This is a genomic window from Sinorhizobium sp. CB7, from assembly GCF_041357635.1.
GTDB lineage: Bacteria > Pseudomonadota > Alphaproteobacteria > Rhizobiales > Rhizobiaceae > Rhizobium.
Genome location: NZ_JAULLL010000010.1, coordinates 116,683 through 141,838 on the forward strand (window position 1 = coordinate 116,683; position 25,156 = coordinate 141,838).

The 25,156-nt window shown below is 56.9% G+C and carries 32 protein-coding genes; 6 read left to right on the forward strand and 26 right to left on the reverse strand.

The features are described 5' to 3' along the window. Positions 1–103: 103 nt before the first annotated feature. The 7 genes from AAE029_RS19720 to AAE029_RS19750 all read right to left on the reverse strand — a co-directional run bounded on the left by AAE029_RS19720 (position 104) and on the right by AAE029_RS19750 (position 8,341). The gene (locus AAE029_RS19720) at positions 104–1,225 is read right to left on the reverse strand and encodes a branched-chain amino acid ABC transporter substrate-binding protein (RefSeq protein ID WP_371074575.1); all 1,122 of its coding nucleotides are present in this window, start codon (positions 1,223–1,225) and stop codon (positions 104–106) included. Positions 1,226–1,343: 118 nt separating this feature from the next. After that, positions 1,344–1,697 carry a DUF6867 family protein gene (locus AAE029_RS19725; RefSeq protein ID WP_371074576.1) on the reverse strand — a complete coding sequence of 118 codons (354 nt, stop codon included), beginning with the start codon at positions 1,695–1,697 and terminating at the stop codon, positions 1,344–1,346. A gap of 23 nt (positions 1,698–1,720) precedes the next feature. Next, positions 1,721–2,449, reverse strand: a complete 729-nt coding sequence (locus tag AAE029_RS19730; protein ID WP_371074577.1) for an ABC transporter ATP-binding protein — start codon at positions 2,447–2,449, stop codon at positions 1,721–1,723. Further along, positions 2,446–3,324 carry an ABC transporter ATP-binding protein gene (locus AAE029_RS19735; RefSeq protein ID WP_371074578.1) on the reverse strand — a complete coding sequence of 293 codons (879 nt, stop codon included), beginning with the start codon at positions 3,322–3,324 and terminating at the stop codon, positions 2,446–2,448. The genes AAE029_RS19730 and AAE029_RS19735 overlap by 4 nt, the downstream gene beginning before the upstream one ends. Further along, positions 3,324–4,721, reverse strand: a complete 1,398-nt coding sequence (gene livM, locus AAE029_RS19740; protein WP_371074579.1) for a high-affinity branched-chain amino acid ABC transporter permease LivM — start codon at positions 4,719–4,721, stop codon at positions 3,324–3,326. Before livM ends, AAE029_RS19735 begins: the two co-directional genes overlap by 1 nt. Before the next feature lie 4 nt (positions 4,722–4,725). Continuing rightward, the gene (locus AAE029_RS19745; protein WP_371074580.1) at positions 4,726–5,628 is read right to left on the reverse strand and encodes a branched-chain amino acid ABC transporter permease; all 903 of its coding nucleotides are present in this window, start codon (positions 5,626–5,628) and stop codon (positions 4,726–4,728) included. Between the two features lie 286 nt (positions 5,629–5,914). Then, positions 5,915–8,341, reverse strand: a complete 2,427-nt coding sequence (locus AAE029_RS19750) for an FAD-dependent oxidoreductase (protein ID WP_371074581.1) — start codon at positions 8,339–8,341, stop codon at positions 5,915–5,917. Positions 8,342–8,734: 393 nt separating this feature from the next. Between AAE029_RS19750 and cysQ the strand changes: the two genes are divergently transcribed. Beyond that, complete coding sequence (cysQ, locus tag AAE029_RS19755) at positions 8,735–9,526, forward strand: 3'(2'),5'-bisphosphate nucleotidase CysQ (protein ID WP_371074582.1); 792 nt, start codon at positions 8,735–8,737, stop codon at positions 9,524–9,526. Positions 9,527–9,994: 468 nt separating this feature from the next. Continuing rightward, entirely contained in the window at positions 9,995–10,627 is a 633-nt protein-coding gene (locus tag AAE029_RS19760; protein WP_371074789.1) for a sugar transferase, read from the forward strand. Between the two features lie 36 nt (positions 10,628–10,663). Here AAE029_RS19760 and AAE029_RS19765 read toward each other — a convergent pair whose 3' ends face one another. Continuing rightward, on the reverse strand, positions 10,664–10,924 hold the full coding sequence (locus AAE029_RS19765) for a helix-turn-helix transcriptional regulator (protein ID WP_371074583.1): 261 nt from the start codon (positions 10,922–10,924) through the stop codon (positions 10,664–10,666). Between the two features lie 62 nt (positions 10,925–10,986). Further along, on the reverse strand, positions 10,987–11,406 hold the full coding sequence (locus AAE029_RS19770; RefSeq protein WP_371074584.1) for a hypothetical protein: 420 nt from the start codon (positions 11,404–11,406) through the stop codon (positions 10,987–10,989). A 395-nt stretch (positions 11,407–11,801) separates the two neighbouring features. Between AAE029_RS19770 and AAE029_RS19775 the strand changes: the two genes are divergently transcribed. After that, positions 11,802–12,077: a DUF1153 domain-containing protein gene (locus AAE029_RS19775; RefSeq protein WP_371074585.1), complete on the forward strand. Its 276-nt coding sequence runs from the start codon at positions 11,802–11,804 to the stop codon at positions 12,075–12,077. Positions 12,078–12,111: 34 nt separating this feature from the next. Here AAE029_RS19775 and AAE029_RS19780 read toward each other — a convergent pair whose 3' ends face one another. Then, the gene (locus AAE029_RS19780) at positions 12,112–12,579 is read right to left on the reverse strand and encodes a paraquat-inducible protein A (protein ID WP_371074586.1); all 468 of its coding nucleotides are present in this window, start codon (positions 12,577–12,579) and stop codon (positions 12,112–12,114) included. Positions 12,580–12,769: 190 nt separating this feature from the next. Here AAE029_RS19780 and AAE029_RS19785 point away from each other — a divergent pair, with 190 nt between their 5' ends. Next, complete coding sequence (locus AAE029_RS19785) at positions 12,770–13,051, forward strand: GNAT family N-acetyltransferase (protein ID WP_371074587.1); 282 nt, start codon at positions 12,770–12,772, stop codon at positions 13,049–13,051. 139 nt (positions 13,052–13,190) lie between these two features. On the opposite strand, the gene AAE029_RS19790 is transcribed toward AAE029_RS19785, so the two are convergent. Further along, entirely contained in the window at positions 13,191–13,541 is a 351-nt protein-coding gene (locus AAE029_RS19790; protein ID WP_371074588.1) for a flagellar export protein FliJ, read from the reverse strand. Positions 13,542–13,973: 432 nt separating this feature from the next. On the opposite strand from AAE029_RS19790, the gene ctrA reads away from it, so the two are divergent. Next, a complete protein-coding gene (ctrA, locus tag AAE029_RS19795; RefSeq protein WP_371074589.1) occupies positions 13,974–14,675 on the forward strand; it encodes a response regulator transcription factor CtrA in 702 nt (233 codons plus the stop codon). Positions 14,676–14,902: 227 nt separating this feature from the next. Here the strand turns inward: ctrA and AAE029_RS19800 are convergent, their stop codons facing one another. From AAE029_RS19800 to AAE029_RS19860, 13 genes are all read right to left on the reverse strand, one after another. Beyond that, the gene (locus AAE029_RS19800) at positions 14,903–15,265 is read right to left on the reverse strand and encodes a PleD family two-component system response regulator (protein ID WP_371074590.1); all 363 of its coding nucleotides are present in this window, start codon (positions 15,263–15,265) and stop codon (positions 14,903–14,905) included. 116 nt (positions 15,266–15,381) lie between these two features. Continuing rightward, on the reverse strand, positions 15,382–16,029 hold the full coding sequence (chpT, locus tag AAE029_RS19805; protein WP_371074591.1) for a histidine phosphotransferase ChpT: 648 nt from the start codon (positions 16,027–16,029) through the stop codon (positions 15,382–15,384). A 1,149-nt stretch (positions 16,030–17,178) separates the two neighbouring features. Then, a complete protein-coding gene (locus tag AAE029_RS19810) occupies positions 17,179–17,418 on the reverse strand; it encodes a hypothetical protein (RefSeq protein ID WP_371074592.1) in 240 nt (79 codons plus the stop codon). After that, complete coding sequence (locus tag AAE029_RS19815) at positions 17,411–18,004, reverse strand: deoxynucleotide monophosphate kinase (protein ID WP_371074593.1); 594 nt, start codon at positions 18,002–18,004, stop codon at positions 17,411–17,413. The genes AAE029_RS19810 and AAE029_RS19815 overlap by 8 nt, the downstream gene beginning before the upstream one ends. After that, complete coding sequence (locus tag AAE029_RS19820; RefSeq protein ID WP_371074594.1) at positions 18,005–18,193, reverse strand: hypothetical protein; 189 nt, start codon at positions 18,191–18,193, stop codon at positions 18,005–18,007. Further along, on the reverse strand, positions 18,190–18,426 hold the full coding sequence (locus AAE029_RS19825; RefSeq protein ID WP_371074595.1) for a hypothetical protein: 237 nt from the start codon (positions 18,424–18,426) through the stop codon (positions 18,190–18,192). The genes AAE029_RS19820 and AAE029_RS19825 overlap by 4 nt, the downstream gene beginning before the upstream one ends. Then, positions 18,423–18,662, reverse strand: a complete 240-nt coding sequence (locus AAE029_RS19830) for a hypothetical protein (protein ID WP_371074596.1) — start codon at positions 18,660–18,662, stop codon at positions 18,423–18,425. The genes AAE029_RS19825 and AAE029_RS19830 overlap by 4 nt, the downstream gene beginning before the upstream one ends. Beyond that, positions 18,659–19,024: a hypothetical protein gene (locus AAE029_RS19835; protein ID WP_371074597.1), complete on the reverse strand. Its 366-nt coding sequence runs from the start codon at positions 19,022–19,024 to the stop codon at positions 18,659–18,661. The genes AAE029_RS19830 and AAE029_RS19835 overlap by 4 nt, the downstream gene beginning before the upstream one ends. 223 nt (positions 19,025–19,247) lie before the next feature. Then, the gene (locus AAE029_RS19840; protein ID WP_371074598.1) at positions 19,248–20,072 is read right to left on the reverse strand and encodes a hypothetical protein; all 825 of its coding nucleotides are present in this window, start codon (positions 20,070–20,072) and stop codon (positions 19,248–19,250) included. Beyond that, on the reverse strand, positions 20,072–20,302 hold the full coding sequence (locus tag AAE029_RS19845; RefSeq protein ID WP_371074599.1) for a hypothetical protein: 231 nt from the start codon (positions 20,300–20,302) through the stop codon (positions 20,072–20,074). Before AAE029_RS19845 ends, AAE029_RS19840 begins: the two co-directional genes overlap by 1 nt. Positions 20,303–20,479: 177 nt before the next feature. After that, positions 20,480–21,757, reverse strand: coding sequence for an oxidoreductase (locus tag AAE029_RS19850; RefSeq protein ID WP_371074600.1), 1,278 nt, complete (start codon positions 21,755–21,757; stop codon positions 20,480–20,482). After that, positions 21,754–22,002: a hypothetical protein gene (locus AAE029_RS19855; RefSeq protein ID WP_371074601.1), complete on the reverse strand. Its 249-nt coding sequence runs from the start codon at positions 22,000–22,002 to the stop codon at positions 21,754–21,756. Before AAE029_RS19855 ends, AAE029_RS19850 begins: the two co-directional genes overlap by 4 nt. Next, positions 21,999–22,643 (reverse strand): S1C family serine protease, encoded by a 645-nt coding sequence (locus AAE029_RS19860; protein WP_371074602.1) that lies wholly within the window; start codon positions 22,641–22,643, stop codon positions 21,999–22,001. Before AAE029_RS19860 ends, AAE029_RS19855 begins: the two co-directional genes overlap by 4 nt. A gap of 163 nt (positions 22,644–22,806) precedes the next feature. On the opposite strand from AAE029_RS19860, the gene AAE029_RS19865 reads away from it, so the two are divergent. Next, positions 22,807–23,043: a hypothetical protein gene (locus AAE029_RS19865; RefSeq protein ID WP_371074603.1), complete on the forward strand. Its 237-nt coding sequence runs from the start codon at positions 22,807–22,809 to the stop codon at positions 23,041–23,043. Positions 23,044–23,091: 48 nt separating this feature from the next. Here AAE029_RS19865 and AAE029_RS19870 read toward each other — a convergent pair whose 3' ends face one another. Together AAE029_RS19870 and AAE029_RS19875 are read right to left on the reverse strand one after the other, a co-directional pair. Further along, complete coding sequence (locus AAE029_RS19870; RefSeq protein ID WP_371074604.1) at positions 23,092–24,261, reverse strand: hypothetical protein; 1,170 nt, start codon at positions 24,259–24,261, stop codon at positions 23,092–23,094. After that, the gene (locus AAE029_RS19875; RefSeq protein ID WP_371074605.1) at positions 24,258–25,142 is read right to left on the reverse strand and encodes a hypothetical protein; all 885 of its coding nucleotides are present in this window, start codon (positions 25,140–25,142) and stop codon (positions 24,258–24,260) included. Before AAE029_RS19875 ends, AAE029_RS19870 begins: the two co-directional genes overlap by 4 nt. Positions 25,143–25,156: the final 14 nt, after the last annotated feature.

Below are 25,156 nucleotides of genomic sequence, written 5' to 3' on the forward strand. Positions count from 1 at the left end.
TTCGATGACACTTTGGAGATGACAAGTCGCCAAAGAAAAAGCCCGGCGTGACACCGGGCTTAACAGAGCGGCGGCTTTGCCGCACGCAACAAACGGCAGAGCCTTACTTCTCCTGCTGGAAGTAGCTGTACTTGCCGTCCGGTCCCTTCTTCCACTCGTACATGACGTAGCCGGGAAGCTTCGGATCACCCTTTTCATCGAACGAGATATCGCCGAGAACGGTCGGGAACGGACCCTTTTCCTTCATTGCCTTTGCGACTTCCTCCGGCTCCAGCGAGCCGGCAGCCTTGGCGGCGGCGGCAATCGTCTGCATCGCGGCGTAGGAGTAGAGCGTGTAAGCTTCCGGGTTGAAGCCGGCAGCCTTGAACTTCTCTACGAGTTCCTTGTTGGCCGGGTTGATCGTCGGGTCCGGGCCAAAGGTGTTCAGCGTGCCGGCAACGGCGTCACCGGCGATCGAGGCCAGTTCGTTGGAGACGATGCCGTCACCGGAAACCAGCGTTGCCTTGAGGCCCTGATCGGCTGCCTGACGAATGATGAGGCCAGCCTCGGTGTGCAGACCACCCCAGTAGATGATCGTGACACCGGCTTCCTTCATCTTGGCGACGAGAGCCGAGAAGTCCTTGTCGCCGACATTGACGCCTTCATACATGACTTCCGTCAAGCCCTTGGCATTCATAGCCTTCTTGGTTTCGTCGGCAAGGCCCTGGCCGTAAGGCGTCTTGTCATGGATGACGGCGATCTTGGCGTCCTTGAACTTGTCAGCCAGATAAGCGCCGGCAATGATGCCCTGCTGGTCGTCACGGCCGCAGGTACGGAACGTGTTCCAGAGACCGCGCTCAGTGAACACGGGGTTCGTCGCAGCCGGCGTGATTTCGAGGATGCCGTTTTCGGCATAGACTTCGGAAGCCGGGATGGAAACACCCGAGTTGAAGTGGCCGACCACGAACTTGACGCCGTCAGCAACGAACTTGTTGGCAACCGAGATGCCCTGCTTCGGATCCGAAACGTCGTCGCCAAGCTCGAGCTTGATCTTTTCGCCGTTGATGCCGCCCGCCGCATTGATATCGGCGACAGCCTGTTCGGCACCCTTCTGAAGCTGAGCGCCGAACGCTGCGTTCGGACCAGTCAGTGGGGCGCCCACGGCAATGAGAACGTCGGCCGATGCGTTGCTGCTGAAGGCGACCATCGCCGTCAGAGCCACCGCCGACAGAAGAGATTTCTTCATATTGTTACTCCCGATTTTTGGGCGGGTTTCCGTTTGATAATCCGACGCATCACCCGCCATTCCTGCGCCCGGAAGCTGTTCCACTCTGAAGGCATTTGTGCCTAGTTGTAATTGGCTGTCAATGTTTGTCCTTCCATGAGAACGGAGAGGTTTTTTCGTACAGCCAGTAATAGCTATTCACCATCTGATTGGTTCGACGGAAGCGGTATCCAGCTGTCGAAAAGATCAGCAAAAGCACGAAGTCGATGATGAAATAAAAGGCACTCAGCATCGGCCCGTTGAAGAGCGCATGATGCAGGAACTGCATCACCCAGGTCAGCAGGAATGTGTAGACGACAGCCAGGCCGTAGGTGCCCCAGCCGTCGGCAACCGCCTTGCCCGTGCGCCAGGCGGTCCAAAAGCCGATCAATACGACCAGGGCACGAATGACAGTCCGAACACCCATATCGCTTTCGAAGAAAAGTCCCTGCATATCAAAGTCCTCCGGCCGCCATCTCAGTGTCGTCCGCCCTCGAGATAGGCGGCGCGCACTTCCGGATTTGCGAGCAGTTCGCGGCCCGTGCCGCTCATGGTCACCTTGCCGTTCACCATCACATAGGCGCGGTCTGAAAGCCTCAGTGCCGCAAAGGCGTTCTGCTCCACCAGAAAGACGGTCAGTCCCTCCTCCTTGTTGAGCTTCCTGATCGCCTCGAAGATGCCCTTGACGATCAGGGGCGCAAGGCCGAGCGACGGTTCGTCGAGCAGCAGGAGCTTCGGGCGCGCCATCAATGCGCGTCCGATTGACAGCATCTGCTGTTCGCCGCCCGAAAGCGTGCCGCCGCGCTGCGTCTGACGCTCCTTGAGACGCGGGAACAGGGTGAATATCTTTTCGATGTCCTCGTTAAAATGTTTGAGGTTGTCGAGACCGGCGCCCATCTGCAGATTTTCAAGAACGGTCATGCGCGGAAAGATACGACGACCTTCCGGTGACTGCGCGATACGCAGCCGTGCGATCTCATGCGTCGGCATACGCGTGATGTCGCGCCCCTCGAAAATCACCGAGCCGTTGCGCGCCTGCGGACTGCCGCAGATCGTCATCATCAAAGTCGACTTGCCTGCGCCGTTGGCGCCGATGAGGCTCACGATCTCGCCCTTGTTCACCTCGACATCGATACCGGCCAAAGCGCGAATGTTGCCGTAATAGGTCTCGACTCCCTGCACCTTGAGAAGAGATTGAAGCGTCATTGTTTGGCGCTCCCTTCGAGCTGCTCGACGGTGGCGATAACCTCCTCGACTTCTTCGTCCTCGACGCCGAGATAGGCCGCAATCACACTTGGATCGTTCTTGACGTCATCAGGCGTGCCGTCGGAAATTTTCCGGCCGTATTCGAGCACGATGACATGGTCGGAAATTCCCATGACGACCGACATGTCGTGCTCGATCAGCAGGATCGATGTGCCGGTCTCGGTGCGGATCTCCCGCAGTAACTCGTTGAGTGCTGCCGATTCGCGCGGATTGAGGCCAGCGGCTGGCTCATCGAGGCAGAGCATTTCCGGCTCGGTGCACATCGCGCGCGCAATCTCCAGACGTCGCTGCGCGCCGTAAGGCAGGTCGCCGGCCGGGTCGTCGGCGCGGTCGATGAGATCGGCCTTTTCCAGCCAATAGCGCGCAAGCTCGATCGCATTGCCCGCCTCCCTGCGATACGGACCGATTCCGATCAGGCCGAGAACGGTAAAGCCGGATGCCTTCATCAGCTTATTGTGCTGGGCCACGAGCAGGTTCTCCAGGACCGTCAGGCCCGAGAACAGCCGGATGTTCTGAAAGGTACGGGCGACCTTGGCTTCCTTCGTGATCCGAAAGTCAGGCAGCCGCTCCAGCAGATATTCCTTGCCGCTCTTCTGCCGCAGCGTGATCATGCCCATCGTCGGCCGGTAAAACCCGGTAATGCAGTTGAAGACGGTGGTCTTCCCGGCACCGTTCGGGCCGATCAACGCGGTGATATCGCCGCGCTTGGCCTCGAAGGACAGATCGTTGATGGCCATCAGACCGCCAAACTTCATCGACAGGTGCTCGACCTTGAGCAAGATATCGCTTGTCATCGTTTCCTGTGTGGGGGCCATCAGCCGTGCCCCTCCTTGGTGAAACTTCCGGACACGGCCTTGCGTTCCTTCAGGAAGGCGGTCGGCTCGCGTGAGCCGACGAAGCCGCGCGGCTTGAACAGCATGACGACCACCATAGCCAGGCCGAAGAGCAGCATGCGATAGAGCTCGGGCGTGAAATCGGGGCCGAAGATCGCTTTCAGGAAGTCCATCTCGCGAAGCGCTTCCGTGCCGCCGACCATGACGATCGCAGCGATGGCGATGCCGGTGAGAGATCCCATGCCGCCAAGGACGACGATAGCCAGAATTACTGCCGATTCCAGGAAGACGAACGACTCAGGCGATACGAAGCCCTGGCGCGCGGCGAAGAAGGAGCCCGCAAACCCGCCGAACATCGCGCCCGTGGCAAAGGCCGTCAGTTTCGTCGTCACCGTATTAATGCCGAGCGAGCGGCAGGCGATCTCGTCCTCGCGAAGCGCTTCCCATGCGCGGCCGATCGGCATCCGGCGCAGCCGCATCGTGACATAGGCCGTCAGCATACAGAGCGCCAAGATGACGTAGAAGAGGAAGATCTTGTAATAGGCCGAAGACATCGGCAGACCAAAGGCCTTTGCGAAATTGTTGGCCTTGCCGACGTCGAACGTCCAGATGCCGAAGACGGAAGCCTTGGCAATTCCGGAGATACCAAACGTGCCCCTGGTGAGGTCAGTCCAGTTGATGATGACGAGACGGATGATTTCGCCGAAAGCGAGCGTCACGATTGCCAGATAATCACCTCTGAGACGCAGGACCGGGAAGCCGAGAATAACACCCCAGAGCGCGGCAAGAAGGCCCGCCATCGGCAGAAGCAGCCAGAAGGACAGGCCGAAATGCGTTGACAGCAGCGCATAGGAATAGGCGCCAACCGCATAGAAGGCGACATAGCCAAGGTCGAGGAGACCGGCGAGACCGACGACGATATTGAGACCCCATGCGAGCATCACGTAGATGAGGATCTGAATGCCGAAATTATCGACCCATTTCAGCGATCCCTGCGGGCCAAGGAAGGCGACGAAGACCATGGGATAGAGCACCAGAGCGACAAGCGCGATCTTCAGAAAATGCTGGCGCAGGAAACCCTTTTCCGTCGAGATGGCAAGTTCACCCGCCCGCGCCTTGCGGACCTTGCGCATATCGATGCGCGGCTTGATGACCACCACCATCAGGAAGCGACCGACGGCCGCGATCGCAACGAAGATCGCAAGCAGGCCCCAGCGCTGAACAATGACCAGTTCATTGTTGATGTTCTGCTCGGTCTTCAGCCCCACATAAAGAACGAACATCCCGAACGTGATCAGAGCCGTGAAGAAGGCTTCCGTAAGCCCTTTCTGGACAAGACCGGACGCGGACTTGCCTGCGACAAAACTTGGATTTGCCATGACTTTATACCTTCTCGACTTCCGGCCGTCCCAGGATACCCGTCGGCTTGAAGATCAGGACGAAAGCGAGGATGGCGAAGGTCGCAACATCCTTGTAGGCGATCGTGAAGTAGGCAGACCAAAGCGACTCGATAAGCCCGATCAGCAAACCGCCAAGAACTGCGCCCGGAAGAGAGCCAATGCCGCCCAGAACCGCCGCCGTAAACGCCTTCACACCCGGGATAAAGCCATCCGTGAACGAAGCCACCCCATAGTACATCAGGAACATCGTTCCGGCGACGGCCGCAAGGGCAGCGCCCATGACGAAGGTAATGGAGATCGTGCGGTCGACATTGACGCCAAGGAGGGCCGCCATCTTGCGGTCCTGCTCGGTCGCGCGCTGCGCACGCCCCAGCGAGGTATGGTTGACGATGTACCAGAACACCGTCAGCAGAACCGACGTGACAATGATGATGATGATCTGTTTTAGCGAGATAGAGATGCCGCCGATGTTGTAGACCGTGCCGACGAGCGGCGGGATGGGCTTGTTGCGCGGGCCCTGCGTCACCTGAATGAAGTTGGACAGGACGATCGACATGCCGATAGCAGTGATCAGCGGCGCCAGCCGGAACGAACCGCGTAGCGGCCGGTAGGCGACACGCTCGATCGTCCAGTTCCACAGACTCGTCATCAGCATCGCCACGACGAGCATCACCAGCAGCAAGAGTGCCACCGGAAGACCTACGAAGACGGATGTAAGGACCAGGAAGACGATGAGAGCGGCGAAACCGCCAAGCATGAAAATATCGCCATGCGCGAAATTGATCATGCCGATAATGCCGTAAACCATCGTATAGCCAATAGCCACAAGACCATAGATGGAACCAAGAGTCAGCCCGTTAAGGAGCTGCTGAACGAAATACTCCATTCCCTCATTTCCCCAGGATGCGGCCTGAAATCTGCCGCATCTCGTTTCATTTTATATCCCCTTTTTGGGGCTTCATTGGCGCAATCCATAGCGCTTTCCGGGAAAATGTGAAGACAAAAAGGGGTTACCAACACAGATTCCTGTCAAAACAAGCATAAATGGCGCAATTAAAATCAAAACCCATACAAAAGCGGCATCCGCTGGCAAAAAAATAGCCAAGCGATGCCTAAGACTTGGCGAGCGGCCAAGTTACTTCCAGAAAGCGAGCTTGAACTTTGGTCGCAAGTCAGGAGCGCATCCTGGAACCACTGGCATCGAACAACGGCTGCGGCTGCAACCGCGCCGGCAGCATGGTGCCCAGGAGCTCGATCGACCAGCCATCGGCCTCGTCGGCAATCTCCCGCGGCACATAGCCGATCGCCACCGAGACGCCGGACGCATGGGCGTAGCCGCCGGAGGTTACCCAGCCGCGAACGGCGCCCTTGTGATAGATCGGCTCGTCGCCGATCACATCGGCATCCTTCGCCTCCAGAATGAATGTCCGCAGTCTTAGTGCACCGCCTTCCGCCTTTTCTCTTCCGGCCGCCTCCTTGCCGATGAAGTCAGCGGATTTCGAAAGAGCGATGAACCGGCCAAGTCCCGCCTCATAGGGCCCATAAAGCGGGCGGTATTCACGCGCCCAGCTGCCATAGGACTTGTCGAGACGAAGCGCGTTGAGCGCACGCAGACCAAAGAGCGAGATGTCGTATTCTCGACCGGCGTCCATGATAAGATCGAAAATGTAGCGCTGATATTCCGGCTTCATCCAGATCTCATAACCGAGATCTCCGGTATAGGACACACGCCCGACGATCGCCGGCGCCATTCCGAGATCCATCCGACTGATGCTCATGAAGGAGAAGGCCGAATCGGAGAGATCCCGATGCGTCAACTTCTCTATGACGTTGCGCGCGTTCGCTCCGGCAACGGAGAGACCGACCAGCGAAAGGCCAAGTGCCTGAACATCGACCGACCCATCCGCTGGCAAATGATTCTCGAACCAGCGCATGTGGTAGGATTCGGCGATCCCGGAGCCGATAACGAGGAAATCCCCCTCCCCGAGCTTGGCCAGCGTGAAATCGCCGATCAGCTTGCCGTCATGCTTCAGCATCGGCGCCAGCGTCATGCGGCCGGCGGCGGGAATCCTGCAGGCGAGCATCCGGTCGAGCCAGGATTCGGCCCCCGGTCCCCTGACGGCATATTTCGCATAAGCCGAGGTCTCCATCATGCCGACACTGCTGCGCACGGCTCTTGCCTCGGCCCCGACCGCATCGAAATCGTTGGAGCGACGCCATGAAAACCTGTCCACCTCGCCCGATGGAGAAAACCAGAGCGCCTGTTCGACACCATAGGAGGCGCCGAACACGGCTCCCGCTTCCTTGAGCTTGTCATAGATCGGCGTCGTCATCAGCGGTCGCGCGGCCGGCAATTCCTCGTTCGGATAGCGAATCGAGAAACGCCGTGTGTAGTTCTCGCGAACCTTGGCATTGGTATAGGCGAGTGTCGCATAGTCCCCGTAGCGCGAAACATCCATCGCGAAGACGTCGAAGCCGGGATCACCATGGATCATCCAGTTGGCAAGCGCCAGACCGACTCCGCCGCCCTGGCTGAAGCCGGCCATGACTGCGCAGGCCGACCAGTAGTTCGTCAGGCCTCGCACCGGACCGACCAGCGGATTGCCGTCGGGCGAGAAGGTGAAGGGGCCGTTGACGATCTTCCTGATGCCGACATTGTTGAAAGCCGGGAAATGTCGGAAGCCGACTTCCAGTTCGGGCGCGATGCGCTCCAGGTCCTCCGCCAGCAGCTCATGACCGAAGTCCCAGGGCGTGGTGAGCGGAGACCAGGGGCGGCAGGCCTTCTCGTAAGTCCCCATCAGCATGCCCTGACGCTCCTGACGCAGATAAATCTCGCCGTCGAAGTCGACGCAATGCATCAGTTCCTTGCCGGTCGACCTGTTGAAGTCGATCACCTCCGGCATGTCTTCGGTGATGAGATACATGTGCTCCATGGCTAGAACGGGCAGTTCAAGACCGACCATGCGCCCAACCTCCCGCGCCCAGAGACCGGCAGCATTGACGACGTGCTCCGCGATAATTTCGCCCTGATTGGTGATGACCCGCCACAGGCCGTCCGGGCGCTGCACCAACTCTTCGACCTTGGTGTGAAGATGGATTTCGGCACCATTCTTCCTGGCCGAGCGGGCATAGGCATGGGTCGTGCCATAAGGATCGAGATGCCCCTCGACCGGATCGTAGAGTGCGCCGACGAACTGGCCCGGGTCGAGGAGCGGCATCATTTCATGCGCTTCCCTCGGCGTCAGCAGGGTCGCCTCCAGCCCGTTGTAACGGCCTTTCGCGAGAATCGACTTAAGCCAGTCGAAGCGTTGCGGCGTCGCCGCCAGCATCAGGCCGGAGGTCATGTGCAGGCCGACATCCTGGCCGGAATAGTCCTGGATCTCCCTGTAGAGTTCGACCGTGTATTTCTGCAGCTTTGCTACATTCGGATCGCCGTTGATCGTATGCATGCCGCCGGCCGCGTGCCAGGTTGAGCCGGAGGTCAGCTCCGAACGCTCCAGCAGGACCACGTCGCTCCAGCCGAACTTCGTCAGATGATAGAGAACCGAACACCCGACGACACCGCCGCCGATGACGACGACCCTGGCATGGCTTTTCATGTGCATTCTCCAGTTACTGGCGCATCTCGGGCGCCGACGATCCGTGAATAAAATGACGTGCCGTCGCGCGGCAAACTTCCCATGCCTTTGATTTCAGCCGAAAAAAATAGCTTGTGCTCGGCTTTATTGGGCCAGCGTAGTGACTATTTTCTCAGCCAAATAGCCCGAACTGCGAAGCCTGTATTCTTATTTGCGCCATCACGATTGTCCGAATCGCGCCATCGCCGGATGGTGTCCGGGAGCCGAACGAATTGCGAAACGATCACGTGTGATGCAATTGCACGTTGGAGCCACTATATATACCGTAGTTTTGATATTGGATGTGAAGAAGCGTGGCGCGAACTGTGGCGGGCGGATCATGCTTCCGGCAATTCTTCAATGGCAGAAAGCCTAATGCTCAAGACGTTCGAACGGGCCGCACTTGATGCGGGAGAGGCAATCATCGACGTCTTTCGTGTCGGCTGCCCAGTTTCATTCAAGGAAGATGCCAGCCCGGTGACGATCGCTGACGCACGCGCCGAGCAGATCATCCTCGCGCATCTGAAGACGGACTTTCCGGACATACCGGTGATCGCCGAAGAATCCGTGGCGGCCGGCCGGATCCCCGATATCAGCGGCAAAGCCTTTTTCCTCGTCGACCCGCTGGATGGAACCAAGGAATTCATCGACCGACGCAAGGAATTCACGGTCAACATCGCATTCGTAAAGGACGGCGCTCCGCTTGCGGGCATCGTTTACGCACCGGCACTCGGTGTTGCCTTTACCGGCGAGGCCTGCAAGGCGCAGAGACTTGTCATCGGCGAAGATTTCACGGTTACCGAGAGGATCGATATTGCCGTCCGCGCCCGGCCGGCACATGCGCTGGCGGTCGCCAGCCGTTCGCATGACAGCCCGAAGACCGGGATCTTCCTGGCCAGGAACGCGATCAACGAATGCACGAATATCGGCTCGTCCCTGAAGTTCTGTCTGCTTGCCGAGGGAAAGGCCGATGTCTATCCGCGCTTTACGCGCACGATGGAGTGGGACACGGCAGCCGGCGACGCCGTTCTGCGCGCTGCCGGCGGCACGACGGAAACCCTCGACGGCATTCCGCTTTCCTACGGCAAGACCGGCGCAACCGCCCGTCTGGACTTCGCCAATCCCGATTTCATCTCCTGGGGCGGAAGGCACCCCGGGCAGGCGTGAATTCAGGGCAATTCCAGATCAACCTTTGATTAAATCGCAGTTTTTTGAATCGCGTCCTAATGCGCAAGTGTGTCCGATTCAGATCAAGCGCAGGTTCCGCCTTTTGATCCCGCTATGCAAAAAACGCACGCGAAATGCCGACGCCCAAGGCACGGAAAAGGCGAAGATTTTCAGAAAGCATGTTGTAAATCAATCAGTTGCCTGATTCCTGAAGTATTTGCTGCACTGCCGCAAATTTCATTGGACAGATTAATACAATTGTCGCAAAATTATTCTTAATTAGGCGTTAAAATTACCGCGCAAACGTTAACGAATATCTTTCCGTTGGACGCGTCTGAAATATCGCCCCGTTCGATACAGTATTTAAGAGCAAACCTTTTGAGCATCACGGACATGGACAGCGCTGTTGTAAGAAATGTCTTTGAAATCGAGCAGAGAAAGTTGCTTGAGCACCAGACACGCTCGAGTTTGACTTATGCGTCGGCTCGAGGAAAGGTTGTTCATCTTTTTTTGAAGAGGGCATTGGATATTGCCGGCTCTTCAATCGCCCTGCTTATCCTCTGCCCCTTTTTGCTGGGCGTTGCTGTATTGATAAAGCTCGATAGCCCCGGCCCTGTGCTTTTCACGCAGATCCGCTGGGGAAAGAATTGCAGGAAAATCCGAGTTTACAAGTTTCGCTCCATGCGGACGGACATGTGCGATGCTTCCGGTGTTGCTCAAACCGTCCAGAACGATCCCCGCGTCACACGCATCGGTGCCATCCTGCGTCGCACCAATATCGATGAGTTGCCGCAGCTTCTGAACGTGCTGAAAGGCGACATGTCGCTCGTTGGCCCCCGCTGCCACGCGATCAATATGCTCGCCGCCGGAATGCTCTATCAGGAGCTCGTGCCGGAATATCATCAGCGCCATGCCATGCGCCCGGGGATAACCGGTCTCGCTCAGATGCGGGGCTTGCGCGGGCCGACCGACAGGGCGGCGAAGGCGAGAGCGCGCATCGCAAGCGATCTTTACTATATCGAGAATTTCTCGATCTTCCTTGACCTGAAGATCATCATAGGCACGGTGATTTCCGAACTCAGGGACGGCAAGGGATTCTGAGTCCTCGCCTCTCCGATCCTTATTTCAGAAGAGGTCTCACAGGAGCCTGAAGCGGTAGGCACGCGCGACAGCCTGCATGCGATTGACCGAATCGAGCTTGCGCATCGCGCTTTTGAGATAGCCTGCTACCGTGTGAGCCGAGAGGTCGAGGATGATGGCGATCTCCTCGCTGCTTTTGCCGGCGGCCGACCAGCGAAGACATTCGATCTCTCTTCGACTGAGACTTTCGGACGGCCCGTCTTTTTCGCCGCTCTGCTGCGCAAGACCGTCAAGGATCTCCATCGAACGATAGAACACCTCCATCTCCTGAGCGCGCGGCAGCATGGCGCTGCGACCGGAATAGGCGAAGATATATTGCCTTAGGTCGGCATCATGAAGCGCAAAGGCAAAGGTGTTCTCGAGCCCGTGCTGAGAGAATAGAGCATTGAGCCGCCTGTTCTCCCGGTTGGCGGCACTGCTCGCAAAGGCTCCCTCGGGCAGAAGACAGGCATGACGGTTCGCTTGAGCCGCGCCACGAGATTGCTGTGGTGAAAGACATCGCAACCTTCGTAGTAATTAAGAAGTTCCCTCGGCCAGTTGCTTGCGATGCAGTTGCCGAGAAACGCCGTGCGGTCTCCTCGCGGAAATACCGCAAACAGAAAATATCCAAAGCCGGCCGACTGCCCGAGTTCCGCAATCTTCTGTCGGCAATTATCCCTCGCAGTCGCACCCTCGGAGAGCGCAGGCAATAGTCCGTTGTTTTCAACGCGGTGACGAACCGCGCCTTCACTCTTGCTCATTGGCGTTCCTTGGCTTGCACCGCCAATCGATCACGCTTCACGCTCTTGGAAGATGACTCTGGACCAGACAAACGCAGTATTGCTCCGTTCAGTTCTTATGAACGGAGCGTCGAGGCATGGATCTTCCGGGTAAGGCGAGAACAGCGGAGATAAATCCAGCGCCCACGGTTAATTTAAGGCGTTTATAATTCTCTTCTCCCTCACGTTATAATACCCATTACGCATGGCTCCCATGCGCAAGGCACAAATTTACGTAACGTGACGATTTATTCCAAAAACGGCACGGCGAAGCAGTTGCCTAAAAATCTTATCAAAGTGTTACCGCGCGCTTAGGCAATTTTTAAATGTGGCAAGTTAGAGTGCCGGTTGTGGTCTTGAGTAGTGTAGAGAGTCCAATGACCGAAATGATACGTCCCCGAGTGAAGTATGTCATCGGCCCCGATGGCAGCCCGCTGACGATTGCAGATCTCCCGCCGCCCAATACGCGTAGATGGGTGATCCGCCGCAAGGCAGAGGTTGTCGCGGCAGTTCGCGGCGGCTTGCTGAGCCTGGAAGAAGCGTGCGAACGCTATACGCTTACCGTCGAAGAATTCCTCTCCTGGCAGTCGTCCATCAACAATCATGGCCTTGCTGGCCTTCGGACGACCCGGATACAGCAGTACCGCCATTGAGCCGCGGGCTGCCGCTTAAATCTTAGAAATCGTTTCATTTCGGGCCGGATACTTTCCCATTGAGGGAATGAAGAAAGCCCGAAATTATTGCCGACCCCGCGTAGCACCAGAGTCCGGGCTGAGTGAACGCGCTTGCAAGGCCGGTCCCCTTTGCCGCCACAATTACGATTGCGACCAGCAGAACGTCCATCATGGACCACTTGGACAGATGCGGTATCACGTGATGATAAAAAAGGCTGCCGGCCCTCCCTTTGCCGGCACCCGACGCCTCGGCGGCAAGTCCGATCATCTTCATGACCGGCAGTATGATGGATACGAGAATCACGATCAGGCAAAGCAGGTTGTTCCCCGTTTGCCAGAGTGAAGATACGATTCCCAGAAGCGACGGTGTCTCGGTGAAAAAGTAAAGTGTCTCGAATCGAACCAGGGGCAGAACGAGACCGAAGCCAAGCAGAAGCGGCGCGGTAACGAGCAGTACGGGTCTCAGGTCTATGATCATCATAGGCGCAATCCTGGCTATTGGTCTGCCATATGACCGATGGCGCCAGAACCACTATTTCACCCGCGCCCTGCCCGCAACGGCCCGACAAGCATTCCATCCAAAAACACAGCGTCACCCGCAACACAGCTTGGCAGGCAGGTGACGGCGTGCGACCCTTCGCTTGTGATCAATTGCTTCTGGATGGATGGAAATGGAAATCAGAAATGAAGAGACCGCTGCCGGCGGCCGCTACGTGGCAACGCTCGACGGGAATGAGGCGGAGATGACCTATTCACGCACATCGCCGAAGTTGATCATCATCGATCATACGGGCGTTCCCGATGCCCTGCGCGGCAAGGGCGTTGGTCAGGCGATCGCCGCGCATGCGGTGGAGGAGGCCCGCCGCAACGGTTGGAAGATCTTCCCGCTTTGCCCCTTCTTCAAGGCGCAATCGCAACGCCATCCCGAGTGGCAGGATGTCATCAGCACGTGATAGTGCGGTTGAACGCGATTCGGCTCGCTCGGAGAAGGGCTAAAAGCCACGTATGATAGACATGACTGCCTACCATACATGGCCTTTTAAGGACCGGCGCTCCGGTACGGACAAACCCGCGCGCCATCCTCCCCTACCGTCAGGCGCGCGCTCTTATTGCGCCATCCCGCTCCTCCAGAGCTGCGGCTTTGGCATATTCCGCCTGCATTTCCTCCAAAGCCAGCTCGAGCGCCTCTTCCTGTACCCGGAGTTCCCTCATGGAAACCTGTAGATTGTCCGCACGCTGACGTGCGGCTTTCGCGAAGGTGGGATAGGCGAAGTGATTCGGATCGGAAATGCCGGACTTCTTCTCTTCGAGGACGATCTGGCTCTCCAGATCCTTCGTCATTCTCTCAAACTCCGACATCATCATCTGCAATTGCTGCAGTTGACGGCGTTTTTCGTTCACCTGGAATTCCTTCAGGCGAACTAGGCTCTCACGCGACTTCATACGCATTACTCCAGTGCGAGATCCCGGCTACAACACACCCGCCGCACCGCTTTGACACGGCCTGTCCAAAAAAATTCCTGCGGTGTTAATAAAAACCTACCGCTGGTAACCTTTCGTTTACGGGCATCGTTAATGATAGTGCCGATGATTTAAGGGTCAGTAAATGCCGCGGCAGAGATTTCAAATGCGGTATTGCTGAGTCAGATGAATCGGTTGGAGCATTTTCTTAATCTAAGAGTTGAGGAATACCGCCACTGGATTCTTTTTGGAAAACAGGGAAATGGGATTACTATTTAATAAACCTGGAACACCTTGCCATGGGGAATTAGAATTTGTTAACCATTCCGTGGCAGCTTCCAACTCAGGTAGTAACTGGATCGGGTATCGCGTTGGGAGCCAGTCAACCTCTCGGCGGCGGTAAAGGGGATTAATATGCGGGTTCTACTTATTGAAGATGACAGCGCGACAGCGCAGAGTATTGAGTTGATGCTCAAATCGGAGAGTTTCAACGTCTACACGACCGATCTGGGCGAAGAAGGCGTCGATCTCGGCAAGCTTTATGATTATGACATTATTTTGCTGGATTTGAATCTTCCCGACATGTCGGGATATGAAGTGCTCCGCACCTTGCGCCTTTCCAAGGTGAAGACGCCGATCCTGATCCTCTCTGGCATGGCCGGGATCGAGGACAAGGTTCGCGGCCTCGGCTTTGGCGCCGATGACTATATGACGAAGCCCTTCCACAAGGACGAACTCGTCGCCCGCATCCACGCAATCGTGCGCCGCTCCAAGGGCCACGCCCAGTCGGTCATCGTCACCGGCGAGCTGATCGTCAATCTCGACGCCAAGACGGTCGAAGTCGGCGGACAGCGTGTGCACCTGACGGGCAAGGAATATCAGATGCTCGAGCTGCTTTCGCTGCGCAAGGGCACCACGCTGACGAAGGAAATGTTCCTGAACCATCTCTACGGCGGAATGGACGAGCCGGAACTGAAGATCATCGACGTCTTCATCTGCAAGCTGCGCAAGAAGCTCGCCAACGCTGCCGGCGGTGCGAATTATATCGAGACCGTTTGGGGGCGCGGTTACGTGCTGCGCGAGCCGGACGGTAGCGACTACGCCGAAAGCGCCTAAGCTTAAAGCCCGATCTATCGCCGCGAATCGTCAGATCCCGTCTCTTTGAGGCGGGATTTTTCGTTTGCGGTGTGTCTATACGGAAAGCCCTCTGGAGAGGCAGCTTTAACCACCTCCTGACGAACCAGGCTGGAACATAGTCCCAAAAATCGAGATCGATTCGGAAAGGATACTGCGCGTTGAGATGACAGAGCGTCGCGACGCGTCGTGCCGGGGCGACGACTATCTCAGGCGGCGACAGCGCGGTTGCCGAAAACCGCTGTCAGAATTTTGCGGTCAAAGGGCTTCAGGAGGAAGTCCGTAGCCCCTGCCCGCTTCCCGGCCATCAGCTTTTTAAGGTCGGCCTCGATGACGCAATAGTAGATCTTCACATCCTTGCCGTTCGGCAGGGCTCGCACGCTGGCAATCAGATCGAGCGCGCCGTCCATTCCCGAATCGACGAGAAGGTAGTCCGGCAATTCGGTTTCGCAACCGATAAGGGCTTCGCGCGCATTGGACGCTTCGCTGACGAGAAAGTCGAGTTCGGAGAGTATGCGTCGGCCAACCTTGCGAACGACGTCGGAAGTGTCGGTGATCATAAACCTCTGCATGAACTGCTCCTTCGTATCCTCAACTCATGGATACCTTCCTCGAACCTCAACGATAGCGACGCAAGGCTAACGAATCGTTTACGTGGGAGCGGCGGTAGTTCGAGAACTGAGCCAAATCAGGCTGTGGCCATCTCCGCAGTGAAAATCAGTTCCTCGCCGGTCGCCTCATATTTCAACGCCATTCCGCTCTCCTCTGCGAGCAGAACTGCGTAATAAGGCTGGATGGAATGCGCATCGATTGCTTCTTCGATCGTACCCGAGCAGATTTCAGCAAATTTGGGAGGAATCCGCATCAATTTGCCTTTTGCAGCAATTTTGAACTTCGCGTCGTATTCCGGATTCTCCAGCGTGATATCCAGCGTGCCGCCCTTGGGGATCGATCCATACGCCACCAGGAACAGGTTCAGAAGCAGCTTCACGCGGTTCTTGGCGACGATCGCCCTCGGGCCATTCCAGCTCACCTCTGTCTTCTTTTCGGCGGCGGCGAAATCCTTGGCCGCGCGTTCGGCCTCCCCCGTATCGATCGATGCACCAACCGAGCCTGACGCCCCGAAGGCAAGCCGCGCGAATTTCAGCCGTACGGAGGCATTGAGTGCGCTGGTGCGAATAAGATCCATCGCATCCTCGTCCGCACCACCTTCGTCGAGCAGCTCCAGACCGTTGTTGATCGCGCCAACAGGAGAGATGACGTCGTGGCACACGCGACTGCACAGAAGCGCAGCCAGGTCCGGCCCGGTCAGGGTGAGATTGGGGTTTTTCGACATGATTGTCTCCTGAAGCTGGGGAACGAGCATTATGGGCGTCATTGTGATGCACGAAAATTGCTCGAAGATTGCGGCGCGACCGGCGCCATAATGACACCATATTTGGTAAACCGATTGTTAAATCTAAGACATTGAAATGTTTAATTAGCGTTATTTTTATGTGGTAGGCGTTACTAAAAATCGTTCACGTTTGGTTCGTCTACCATCCGGCTAGCCTGTACCTTTTCAGCAACTGCTCACCATCCTCAAAAAACACGATGTTGCACGTCGGCCCAATTCGCGTATTAATCGCAATTGGGCTTAGTCACCCTGATCACGAATAGGTTCGCACAAGCGTGCTGACCGAACACATGCGCAGCTTAGCGGCTGGCGCATTCGCCAAGGCCATTGCATGGGCCGGGGGCGGTGCGTCATGTCCAGGGCTTGCCTAAAAACCTCCGGCGCATCTTCGTGATGCGTGACTAACCCCCGGCTCGGCGCCGATCGCCGCGCAAAGGGCTACAAATCATGATGATTGAATCGCAGGGGATGATAACCTGCCCAGAAGTCGAGGAGCCGGAGAGACGCACTTATAATGCGAGCAGGAAACGATACCGTGTCCATTGGCGATTTCACATCGGCCAAGCCGTATATGCTGGCAACCTATCAGCGATAGTTTTGGACCGCAGCAAAAGCGCTAGAGGGATTGAGCTTTATCACGTTTTCGTGATGGGTAAGGCTTATGGCCGTCCTTACCGGACTTTTTTAAGCACTACCTTGTGCAGCGAAAAATAGTACCTTGCATATGTATCAGAATATGACAGGTTTAACGCGTTGGTAACGCTAACAATGGGGGTGTTGGGGAAAATATCATGTGGCTGCATGAGATCGGTGACTGCGTAGATCATGCGTTGGGCGGAATGACGTCTATTATCGTTGAGAGAAGCAAGACAGGTGTCGGCTTTGAACAGTACGACATCAGAGTAGTGAACGTAAATGATGCAAGGAGAGATAGAACCATCAGAGGTTCGGCACTAAGACAGGTTCCATTCAACTCTCCACAATGCGCCGAGTGTCGATTTTATAAAGGCGGAAACTGCACAAGGGACTTTAGCTAACAGCGAAAAATGCGGCAGGTAGTAAAAAGGCCCGCTTTGCGGGCCTTGGTTTTTAGGGTGGTGTGAGGATGGCGTTGGCTATTTCTTCAGCAGCCCAATAACCGCTTCCGTCTTCACCAGGGTCGCGATCCTTGTATTTCATAGCCACATCCGCGCAACGCTGACGCTCTACGAGGATGGCGCGGGCGATCTCATTCGCCAATTTCTCTATGTGATCGACGGTGTAAAGTTCGATTGCATCATCGGCTATCGCCTTAGCAACCTCCATAACATCCTTCGGAATCTCACCCATACCGCCGCAACGCCTCCTCGATCTTGCCATGGAGCTCGTCGACGCCTCCCGTATTATCAATCACCAGATCCTCGTCGCCGCAGCCCTTCTCCGACACATGCTGGCCGGCAATACCTCCCCTGCCCTGGATCTTGAAGATATCTCCGCCTAGCCGACGGATAGCCTGCGCTTCGTTCGGGAATCGGCAGTCGTCGCAGACAACGCGGCCGGCCTGAGAGAGAACATCAACGGCGCGTTCACGCCATAAGCGAACCCAGAAGTCTTCACCAATGCAGTCCCTGCCCCACTGGGTGCCAAGGGTCTGCATTGCGTGCCGCGGTGTCTTCCCGCTTAGCAGATTGCATGGCTTCTCCTTCAGGTCTCCCTCGATCTCTTCCTCTGTCAAACCGATGAGCCGCATCATATCCTTCAAAGGACCGGCGAGCTTCACCAGCGTGTAGCCGTGCTGCTCTACGAGGTAGCGCGTTGCCGTCGACTTGCCGCTTCCGGCGACGCCAGTGAAGGCCACGACAGGCGGTAGGTTGTCGTTGGCAACGTGAAGGACAGCGCCATTCTCTAGGCCAAGCGGCACGCTTTCCAGCAGCATCTATCGCAAGTCCTCAGGATAGCTGATCGGCCTGACGCGCGCATGATCGCGCTGATAGGCCATCCTGCTATCCTCAATCCCCCACTTCCCAATAGCCTCGCCGAGCGCGCGCAATTCAGAAGGGACGCTGTCATTCGCATGCGGCACGGCGGTAAGGCAGCCGTCGGCGGTGAATAGTAGTGCGGTCATTTGTCCTCCTGAAGTGCCGCGTCGATCATGGCTCGGTAGATATCATCGACACTGGGGTCGAGCCATGTTTCCTGGCAACCCGCAATACGCATATCTTCCGTCGGCTCGCGCATTGCCTCGATTGCGGCGCGGGCAGCCGATTCATAGTATCGCCAGTTGAAATCTGGCCTATCTCTACCGCCACCGCTGTCTTCCATAATCGCCCGCGCCACCCGCTCAATCATCGTTGTCATACCGGCCTCCAGTGCGTCGGCTCAGGAACGCGAAAATCTTTGTCGTGATACATCCAGCCGGTGCCGTCGTAGGCTTCGGCGTATTCCTTGCCGGTCAGAGGATCGTGAAGCGCACGAAAATGCACAGTGCGCCAGACGGCCGGTCCTTCATAAACAACACGTCCGTCATAGACACGCTTCACCTGAACGACAGAGCCGTCCTTCGGTGCGGTTGCGATGTCTTGCCACCTCTTCATACCCTCTCCTCTTCTCGTTTCTGTTCCACTTCCCGCTTAGGCTCTTCGATCGACGGCGCAAGCGGCTGGTTTGGCTCCAGTAGTGCACGCAGCGAACCGAGCCGGTCTTTCACAAGCGGTCGGAAGCGGCTAGCCCTGAATGGTGTATCGACGTCGCCCCATATCTCGCACGTTCCGCGGTCGATACCGACCAGTCGAAGGCCGATGTAGGTTCCTTCGAGATAATGCGTGTGCTCGCCGATCCAGCGGATGCGATAGACGGCCCCTTCCGTCAATTCAGACGGAAGGGTTGTGTTGGCGGGCTGCTTGGCGGAGATGCAGACGACATCCTGGCCGACGTAGAATTGGTGTGCGTTGGTCATGCGGCATCCTTCGCAGCATTCCGACCGGCATCTGTGATGGCAAAGAACTGTCGAGATCCGCGGCCACCCTTAGTGATGGTCACGAGGCCAGCCTCAGCAAGCTTTCGCAAGGTCGCCGCCGTAGATGTGCCAAGAGTCACGGTTGGAAAGTTCGCCCTATCAGGAAAACCGTCATGTCTGCGGAGCAAGACGGAAAGCGCCCTGCGTTGACCATGTGTCAGCATCACTCCATCCCCCTCGCCCTGCAATCCATCAGCGCCTTGAAAGTCTCCAAAAACTCCTCTTCGGCCGTCTCTGGCGACCAGTACCGCAACGACACGCCCAACGGCTTGTCATACCTGCCGTGCCATTCCATCGGCGTCATGTTGACGAGCTCATCCGCAATGATGCGGTTGTCAGCGTCATGGACAACGGCCGGCATTTCAGGCGGCAAGCCAAATCTAGCGGCAACCGCAGCCATCACCTTCGCCTCCGCTTCAATGTAGCCAGGCAGGTAGGGCTTTACTGGTCGCGGGACATCGACGAGGTAGGTCTCGCTTGCATCGTGAAGAAGTGCATACAGCGCCACGTCTACGCCTTCCCAGCGAAGATGTCTTGCTAGAAGAACGCAATGTTCAGCGACGGAATAAAAACGATGGCAGTGGCCAGCAAAGCGGCATTGCAGGCTGAGTGCGTGCGCGATGTCCCCGATGAAGACTTCTTCTGGCCGCGGATCCATCGGAAAGAATGCGCGTCCGGTGTATGTTTCGATGTACTCGCCGCGGCGCTGCTCGGCGTCGTGCCAAGACCAAGCAACGGGAAGCGCTCCGCCCTCATCAGCCTTGGCAATCAGTGCTGGTTGCGTGGCAACGGGAACATTATCATTCGCCGCAGGCAGCGCGCCGTAACCTTCGACCATGAGCGGTTCGGCGTCCGTGGCGGCGTTATAACTTTTTCGCGGATTCGGTATAACGGGCTCCCTTGCCGCACTGAGCGCCACGGCGTCACGCACCATTCCCATGTCGCGTCTTCCAATCTCGCGAGCTTTTAGAATCGCTTCGTAGGTCATCACTCGTACCACCCCGAAAGACCAATCACCGACATGCCGACTATTCCCCAATCTTCTGCCAGCTGGTCGTCAGTGTTTGGCAGGTGCGGCTGGCGATCGCTACCGGTGATAGCCTCGAAATATTGAAGCGTCGTCCCTCTATGGGCCAGCCGCATGATGCGGCTTGGCTCTGCTTGGCGGCACACAAAGCCGCCCGCCTTCATGGCCTCGATGGCCTGTCCGTAGTTCATAAAGTCTCCTCTTCTTGGTGGTGTTGCCGCCGAGTTGGTGGTCAGCGGCAGGTGGTGGTTAATGTTCCGAGTGTTCGAGCAGAACTATGACGCGGTCAAGCTTGGCGTTGGTTTCTTCAATTCTTCCGCCAATCCACGCCAGACCCCAGACCATGCAAATCAGAATCAGTGCTCGCATCACCCCGCCCTCCTCTGCTCCGCCGGCTCATTGTCGTTGGCGGCCTGATAGCGGCCAGCAACCATCTCCGGCCGCATGATGTCTCGACCGACTTCGCCAAACATCTTTGAGTAGGTGATGCGCTTCGCCGATCGGCCAGACAGCCACGGCCCGCCAGCAGCGTATGCATCCTGCGCGGCAAGCGTCTCGTGGCGCTCGACATACATCAGGTCTGTCTTGACGCCTTCGTCGCTGTGCAGGTGGCCGTGATGGCAATATGCGAACTTGGACCGGCCAAACATCTCGCGGAACAGGCCGGCGCACTTCACGTCTAGCGTCTTGATGTTGCTTTTGTGACCGTGATGATAAAAGAGCGCCGTCCGCCCCCACTCGTATGCGTAGTAAAGCATGGGAGAGTTGTCGACGGAGATACGCGGCTCGTTTTCGTACATTGCGGCCAGCATTTCACGCAGCCACGCCGACGACGCGGGATCGTGGTTGCCTGATGCCATCACGACGTGCACATGCTGGTGCTTCTGCAGGAGCATGTCGATGATGCGGCGAACGGTTCTGATGACAACGCGGATGACCTTTTGCAGGCGCGAATCTGCGTCCAATACGTGCCGATGTGCTGGCGTGACGCTTTCCAACGCATCATGGTGCATAAGATCGCCGAGCTGTGCCAAGACGGCGGTATGCGCCTGCGGAGCGCTGGCGATCGCGGCAGAAAACCAGTCCAGCAGAAGTTGCTCGGCAATGCGAAGATCGTAATCAGCTCCGGTTTCTTCCCGCCATGCCAGCATCCCGAAATGGCTGTCTGTCACAACGAACTGATTGAGCAGATCGTCTTCCACGCTAGCCGGTGGCGGCATGATGGTGACTCGCGGCAGATCCTCTTTAAGGGCTGCGACGGTTGCGCGCATTACGGCGAGTTGGTGTTCTTTCGACGGCTCGCTGATTTTCCAGCCGCCTACCCTCTTGCCAGCGCCGTCAAGGTATGCCGAATCGCGCTTAAGCACGAAGCCTTCCGGCATTTCATACGCTTCAGACTCCCCGGCCTTTTGCTGCACGAACTCCCGCATGACGTTGCCGTCGGCGTCGGTAACCGTCGTCGTCTTCGTCAGCCTAAAGCCAGGGAGTACAGGGCGAGTCCCCAGCAATCCAATCTCGGCAGCGCGCTTGATACTGTCGCCGAACGCCGATTTCTTAATGCCAAGCGCGGCTGCCGCCTTCTTGTATGTGCCGTGTTCACGATATGCAGCGACGCGGCGCTCAAGTTCTTCTTTTGAAATTGTCATGCAGTGTCCTTGTTGCGTGCGGCCAGCATGGCGTCGGCAATGCCATAAGCTAGTTCCGTGATGAAGTAGGTCGGGTCTCCGCCGATAGCTCCTACAGCAGCGCCGATAGCGTTGGCATCGGCTGGCACCGAAATTATTGCGGCCATGGCAGCCATGGCGAACTCATCGCGAAGGGTCTTTGTCGACCCATCATCATATGGCGCGGCCTCATCTATTCCGTAATAAGCGCGCTGTCCGTCAATCACCCTACCCGCCCCATCAAATCGCAGATCGCCTGTGACGGCACGATCGCACCGAAGCCGGTAAGCGAAACGCCAAGGCCAACCTGAGCATTGAGAACGCCAACCGTAATGCCGATGAGGTTGCCATCAGCGTCGAAGACTCCGCCGCCTGATTGTCCTGGCACTGTCGTGATGTCGGTAACGAGAACAGACTTCCACGGCCCGAGCGAGCGGTTGCCGCCGGCAATCCGGCCGAACGCAGAGACGAATTCGAGGGAGAGCGGGTTGCCAACCGCCTGTATGGCTTCGCCGTCATGCGCATACTCGCACTTCAGTGTTGCCGCCGGCAATCCTGCCGGATCAGTGCGCAGAAGCGAGATATCATATTGCTTGTTTGTCCAAAGGACTTCGGCGTCCTTTGTCTTGCCGTCGACGGTTTGCAGCTTGAATGCCTTGCTGCCATCGGCAACATGCGAAGCAGTCAGCACAAAGCCGTTACCGATGTGGACACCAGAACCGTGGCCACTCTCAAGCTTAATCAGAACGGCTGCTGCGGCTGTTGCCTTGGGCGGTTGCGGTTCGCCAGCAACGGAATAGATACCGCCGAAAAGAACGGCGGCAGTCGCCAGCGCGGAAATGCTTGCATACCTGTAGAATCGTCTCATCGGCAGGCCTCCTCTATGTGGTGGTGTGTGAATTGCGCTTGGTGGGCGCATGATTTAGACTAGATTACTTTTACAAATTTGTCAAGGTTTTGGCTTGCTGGAAAGGATGGATTGACTTGCTAAAATAAAAAGAACACAAAGAGAACAAACAAAGGAGAAAAACATGTCAGCCCGCGCGAATATTCACGACGACGCCTTCACGTTCGCAATCGATGTTGTGACGGAGGATGGAAAGCTAATGGAAAAGGTTGCCGGCGCGAACAATATAAGTGTCGCGCACAAGGCGTTTGACGAGATGCTTTTGCATCGTGGGGCATCGGACTGGCTGCTGTTGCGGCAGCGTGGGCGAGTGATAAGGCGTGAGGCTGGGCAGTGGGTGCCTGGGAATGAGGCACGGTAGAAAAAGAAAAACCGCCCTCCCCGGTTAAGGAGAGGGCGGTGTGTGTGACTAAACTATTATAGATGCATATTCTGCCGGGATAGCGAATCCGAGGCACGCATCGAAAGCCGCTGCAAAGATCGGCGCGAAGATAGGTGGAACGGCTGGTGTAAAGTGGATGCCGTCGCCTTGATAATAAGTGGTGTTCGTCGTGACAGACGGTGTGCGGCAATCGAAAATCTTAACACCGCCGACCGTGATCTCGCGTGTGTCAATTACGATGTCGATGCCAAGCGACGCCTTATTCGCAATGATGTAATTGGCAAGAGCATTGAACTTGGCGTTGAGCGCCGACTCTGTCGTGCGCGCGGCCTCGATCGTGTAGATTACCTTGCAGCCGGGGTATTCAGCCTTGAACAGAGCCAAGAACGGAATGAGGCAATCATCAATTGCGTTGGGTGATGAGCCAGGGACCGCCGCAAGGCCAGGATTGCTGTTGTCGTCTGCATATTTGATGTCGTTGGACATCGACATAAACAGGTGCAGAACGACTTGCTGACCGGGGTATGTCACCATCCCCTGCATCTGGCCAAAATTGTCGTACCAGTTGAACCCCTGCGTATAAGTGTATCCGGCGATATTGCGTAGCCGGCCCGAGTCTCTGCCGAAGTTGAAGATCGTGCGGCTTTTGGCGTGCGCCCATCGATCTGTGCGAATGAACTCAGGCCCGCGAGGCGCGGTTGTTGGTGCATACGTGTAGAGCGAAGAGGATAGCGGCGTGATAAACGACGACATGCCATCGCTGATGCCCTGCGACCACATGCGGTTGCGTGGATCGAGAAAATCAGGGAATGCCCCAGACGCGCCGATCTGCGACTGCAAAAGGCTGTTGCCCACGCCCATGACGACCTGCTTTCGCAGTCCGTCATTTGGAAGAGGTGGAATTTCGGATGTGTTTGCGTAAGTGCCGGCGGCAGTAGAAGAGTTGTACTGCGCGTCACTGAAATCTACGCCAGCAGTTACGGCTGCGGCATATACGTTGTCGGGAACAGCAAGGTGCCGCTCATTGGTGTTCAGCGAGCGAATCGTGCCGTACTGGGTAGTCCCCTTCTTGGCTCCAACCCTCGCCGCAATACGCCTGTGAAGGCGATTCTGGTTTGTCGCCTCTGGCGAGGCGTTGTTTGCAACAGCAGCAGCAACGGCACCGAAAGCCTGAGCAGGGCGAATATATTGCGTCATGACAGGCCATCCAGATAGGTCTTGAGATCGGAGCGTAGCGTTGCATTGCCGGCATCATTGATGACTGCAACGGCGAGGATTTCCGAAAAGTCGGGACGGGCGGCCTGCGAATTGTCGCCGAGCACGATTGATATGCTATCAGAAGAACCAAAGGCGAAAGGCGCCGAGCCCGTAACGGGAACAAGCCCGTTGTCGACATAACCTGCCGTTAGGCTATTCAGATAGAATGAGCATGTGCACGGCGAGACAGTTAGATCGATCTCAACAATCACGGTGTTGAAAACGTCATTCGTAAGCTGCGGCCCGCTAGCATTGGTGGTGGTGCGGCTGTCGCCAGCTGTAGCGCTGTCCGCAATGCCGTAGTCTACAAAAAGGCGGCGGCCGGTCGTGCTGCCGGTCATGGCGAGAGCCATGCGCATCAACGATGAGTTTGTGCTGCGCGATATATAAAAGAGAGTGCGCGCCGATCCAGAGACCGCAAGATCGCTTCTCGGTCTGACACGCAAGCCAACCGTCAACTTGCTCAGGCCATTGATTAGCGATTTCTTCGACGGGACGAGAATGTGCCCAGCGACATCTGTTACCGCCCCGCCGCTTGCCCCTTTGATCGGCTGAAGGCTCTTATCGTTCTGGACGAAGCCAAAGCCATTGCCGCTAATATCTTCTATGGCGCTGATGGAGTTGAAAGCCACATCATCATAATATGCTGATGCCTGCTCGCTGCCATCGCTATCGGTGAAAGTCTTTGAGACATCCCACCAGCCAAGCAGATTGGTCGACCCGAAAGGAGGCGTCGGCAAAACAACGGCTTGCGGTCCACCGCCTCCCCCTCCACCACGCCTCAATGCGCTGATGTCAGCCGTCATCAGCGGCCCGAACAACGGGCTAAACAGAC

What these genes read in the sequence shown, in the direction of transcription:
- AAE029_RS19720 (WP_371074575.1), bottom strand. Translation starts at nt 1,225, where the DNA reads ATGAAGAAATCTCTTCTGTCGGCGGTGGCTCTGACGGCGATGGTCGCC.
- AAE029_RS19725 (WP_371074576.1), bottom strand. Translation starts at nt 1,697, where the DNA reads ATGCAGGGACTTTTCTTCGAAAGCGATATGGGTGTTCGGACTGTCATT.
- AAE029_RS19730 (WP_371074577.1), bottom strand. Translation starts at nt 2,449, where the DNA reads ATGACGCTTCAATCTCTTCTCAAGGTGCAGGGAGTCGAGACCTATTAC.
- AAE029_RS19735 (WP_371074578.1), bottom strand. Translation starts at nt 3,324, where the DNA reads ATGGCCCCCACACAGGAAACGATGACAAGCGATATCTTGCTCAAGGTC.
- livM (WP_371074579.1), bottom strand. Translation starts at nt 4,721, where the DNA reads ATGGCAAATCCAAGTTTTGTCGCAGGCAAGTCCGCGTCCGGTCTTGTC.
- AAE029_RS19745 (WP_371074580.1), bottom strand. Translation starts at nt 5,628, where the DNA reads ATGGAGTATTTCGTTCAGCAGCTCCTTAACGGGCTGACTCTTGGTTCC.
- AAE029_RS19750 (WP_371074581.1), bottom strand. Translation starts at nt 8,341, where the DNA reads ATGAAAAGCCATGCCAGGGTCGTCGTCATCGGCGGCGGTGTCGTCGGG.
- cysQ (WP_371074582.1), top strand. Translation starts at nt 8,735, where the DNA reads ATGCTCAAGACGTTCGAACGGGCCGCACTTGATGCGGGAGAGGCAATC.
- AAE029_RS19770 (WP_371074584.1), bottom strand. Translation starts at nt 11,406, where the DNA reads ATGAGCAAGAGTGAAGGCGCGGTTCGTCACCGCGTTGAAAACAACGGA.
- AAE029_RS19775 (WP_371074585.1), top strand. Translation starts at nt 11,802, where the DNA reads ATGACCGAAATGATACGTCCCCGAGTGAAGTATGTCATCGGCCCCGAT.
- AAE029_RS19780 (WP_371074586.1), bottom strand. Translation starts at nt 12,579, where the DNA reads ATGATGATCATAGACCTGAGACCCGTACTGCTCGTTACCGCGCCGCTT.
- AAE029_RS19785 (WP_371074587.1), top strand. Translation starts at nt 12,770, where the DNA reads ATGGAAATCAGAAATGAAGAGACCGCTGCCGGCGGCCGCTACGTGGCA.
- AAE029_RS19790 (WP_371074588.1), bottom strand. Translation starts at nt 13,541, where the DNA reads ATGAAGTCGCGTGAGAGCCTAGTTCGCCTGAAGGAATTCCAGGTGAAC.
- ctrA (WP_371074589.1), top strand. Translation starts at nt 13,974, where the DNA reads ATGCGGGTTCTACTTATTGAAGATGACAGCGCGACAGCGCAGAGTATT.
- AAE029_RS19800 (WP_371074590.1), bottom strand. Translation starts at nt 15,265, where the DNA reads ATGCAGAGGTTTATGATCACCGACACTTCCGACGTCGTTCGCAAGGTT.
- chpT (WP_371074591.1), bottom strand. Translation starts at nt 16,029, where the DNA reads ATGTCGAAAAACCCCAATCTCACCCTGACCGGGCCGGACCTGGCTGCG.
- AAE029_RS19810 (WP_371074592.1), bottom strand. Translation starts at nt 17,418, where the DNA reads ATGGGTGAGATTCCGAAGGATGTTATGGAGGTTGCTAAGGCGATAGCC.
- AAE029_RS19815 (WP_371074593.1), bottom strand. Translation starts at nt 18,004, where the DNA reads ATGCTGCTGGAAAGCGTGCCGCTTGGCCTAGAGAATGGCGCTGTCCTT.
- AAE029_RS19820 (WP_371074594.1), bottom strand. Translation starts at nt 18,193, where the DNA reads ATGACCGCACTACTATTCACCGCCGACGGCTGCCTTACCGCCGTGCCG.
- AAE029_RS19825 (WP_371074595.1), bottom strand. Translation starts at nt 18,426, where the DNA reads ATGACAACGATGATTGAGCGGGTGGCGCGGGCGATTATGGAAGACAGC.
- AAE029_RS19830 (WP_371074596.1), bottom strand. Translation starts at nt 18,662, where the DNA reads ATGAAGAGGTGGCAAGACATCGCAACCGCACCGAAGGACGGCTCTGTC.
- AAE029_RS19835 (WP_371074597.1), bottom strand. Translation starts at nt 19,024, where the DNA reads ATGACCAACGCACACCAATTCTACGTCGGCCAGGATGTCGTCTGCATC.
- AAE029_RS19840 (WP_371074598.1), bottom strand. Translation starts at nt 20,072, where the DNA reads ATGACCTACGAAGCGATTCTAAAAGCTCGCGAGATTGGAAGACGCGAC.
- AAE029_RS19845 (WP_371074599.1), bottom strand. Translation starts at nt 20,302, where the DNA reads ATGAACTACGGACAGGCCATCGAGGCCATGAAGGCGGGCGGCTTTGTG.
- AAE029_RS19850 (WP_371074600.1), bottom strand. Translation starts at nt 21,757, where the DNA reads ATGACAATTTCAAAAGAAGAACTTGAGCGCCGCGTCGCTGCATATCGT.
- AAE029_RS19860 (WP_371074602.1), bottom strand. Translation starts at nt 22,643, where the DNA reads ATGAGACGATTCTACAGGTATGCAAGCATTTCCGCGCTGGCGACTGCC.
- AAE029_RS19865 (WP_371074603.1), top strand. Translation starts at nt 22,807, where the DNA reads ATGTCAGCCCGCGCGAATATTCACGACGACGCCTTCACGTTCGCAATC.
- AAE029_RS19870 (WP_371074604.1), bottom strand. Translation starts at nt 24,261, where the DNA reads ATGACGCAATATATTCGCCCTGCTCAGGCTTTCGGTGCCGTTGCTGCT.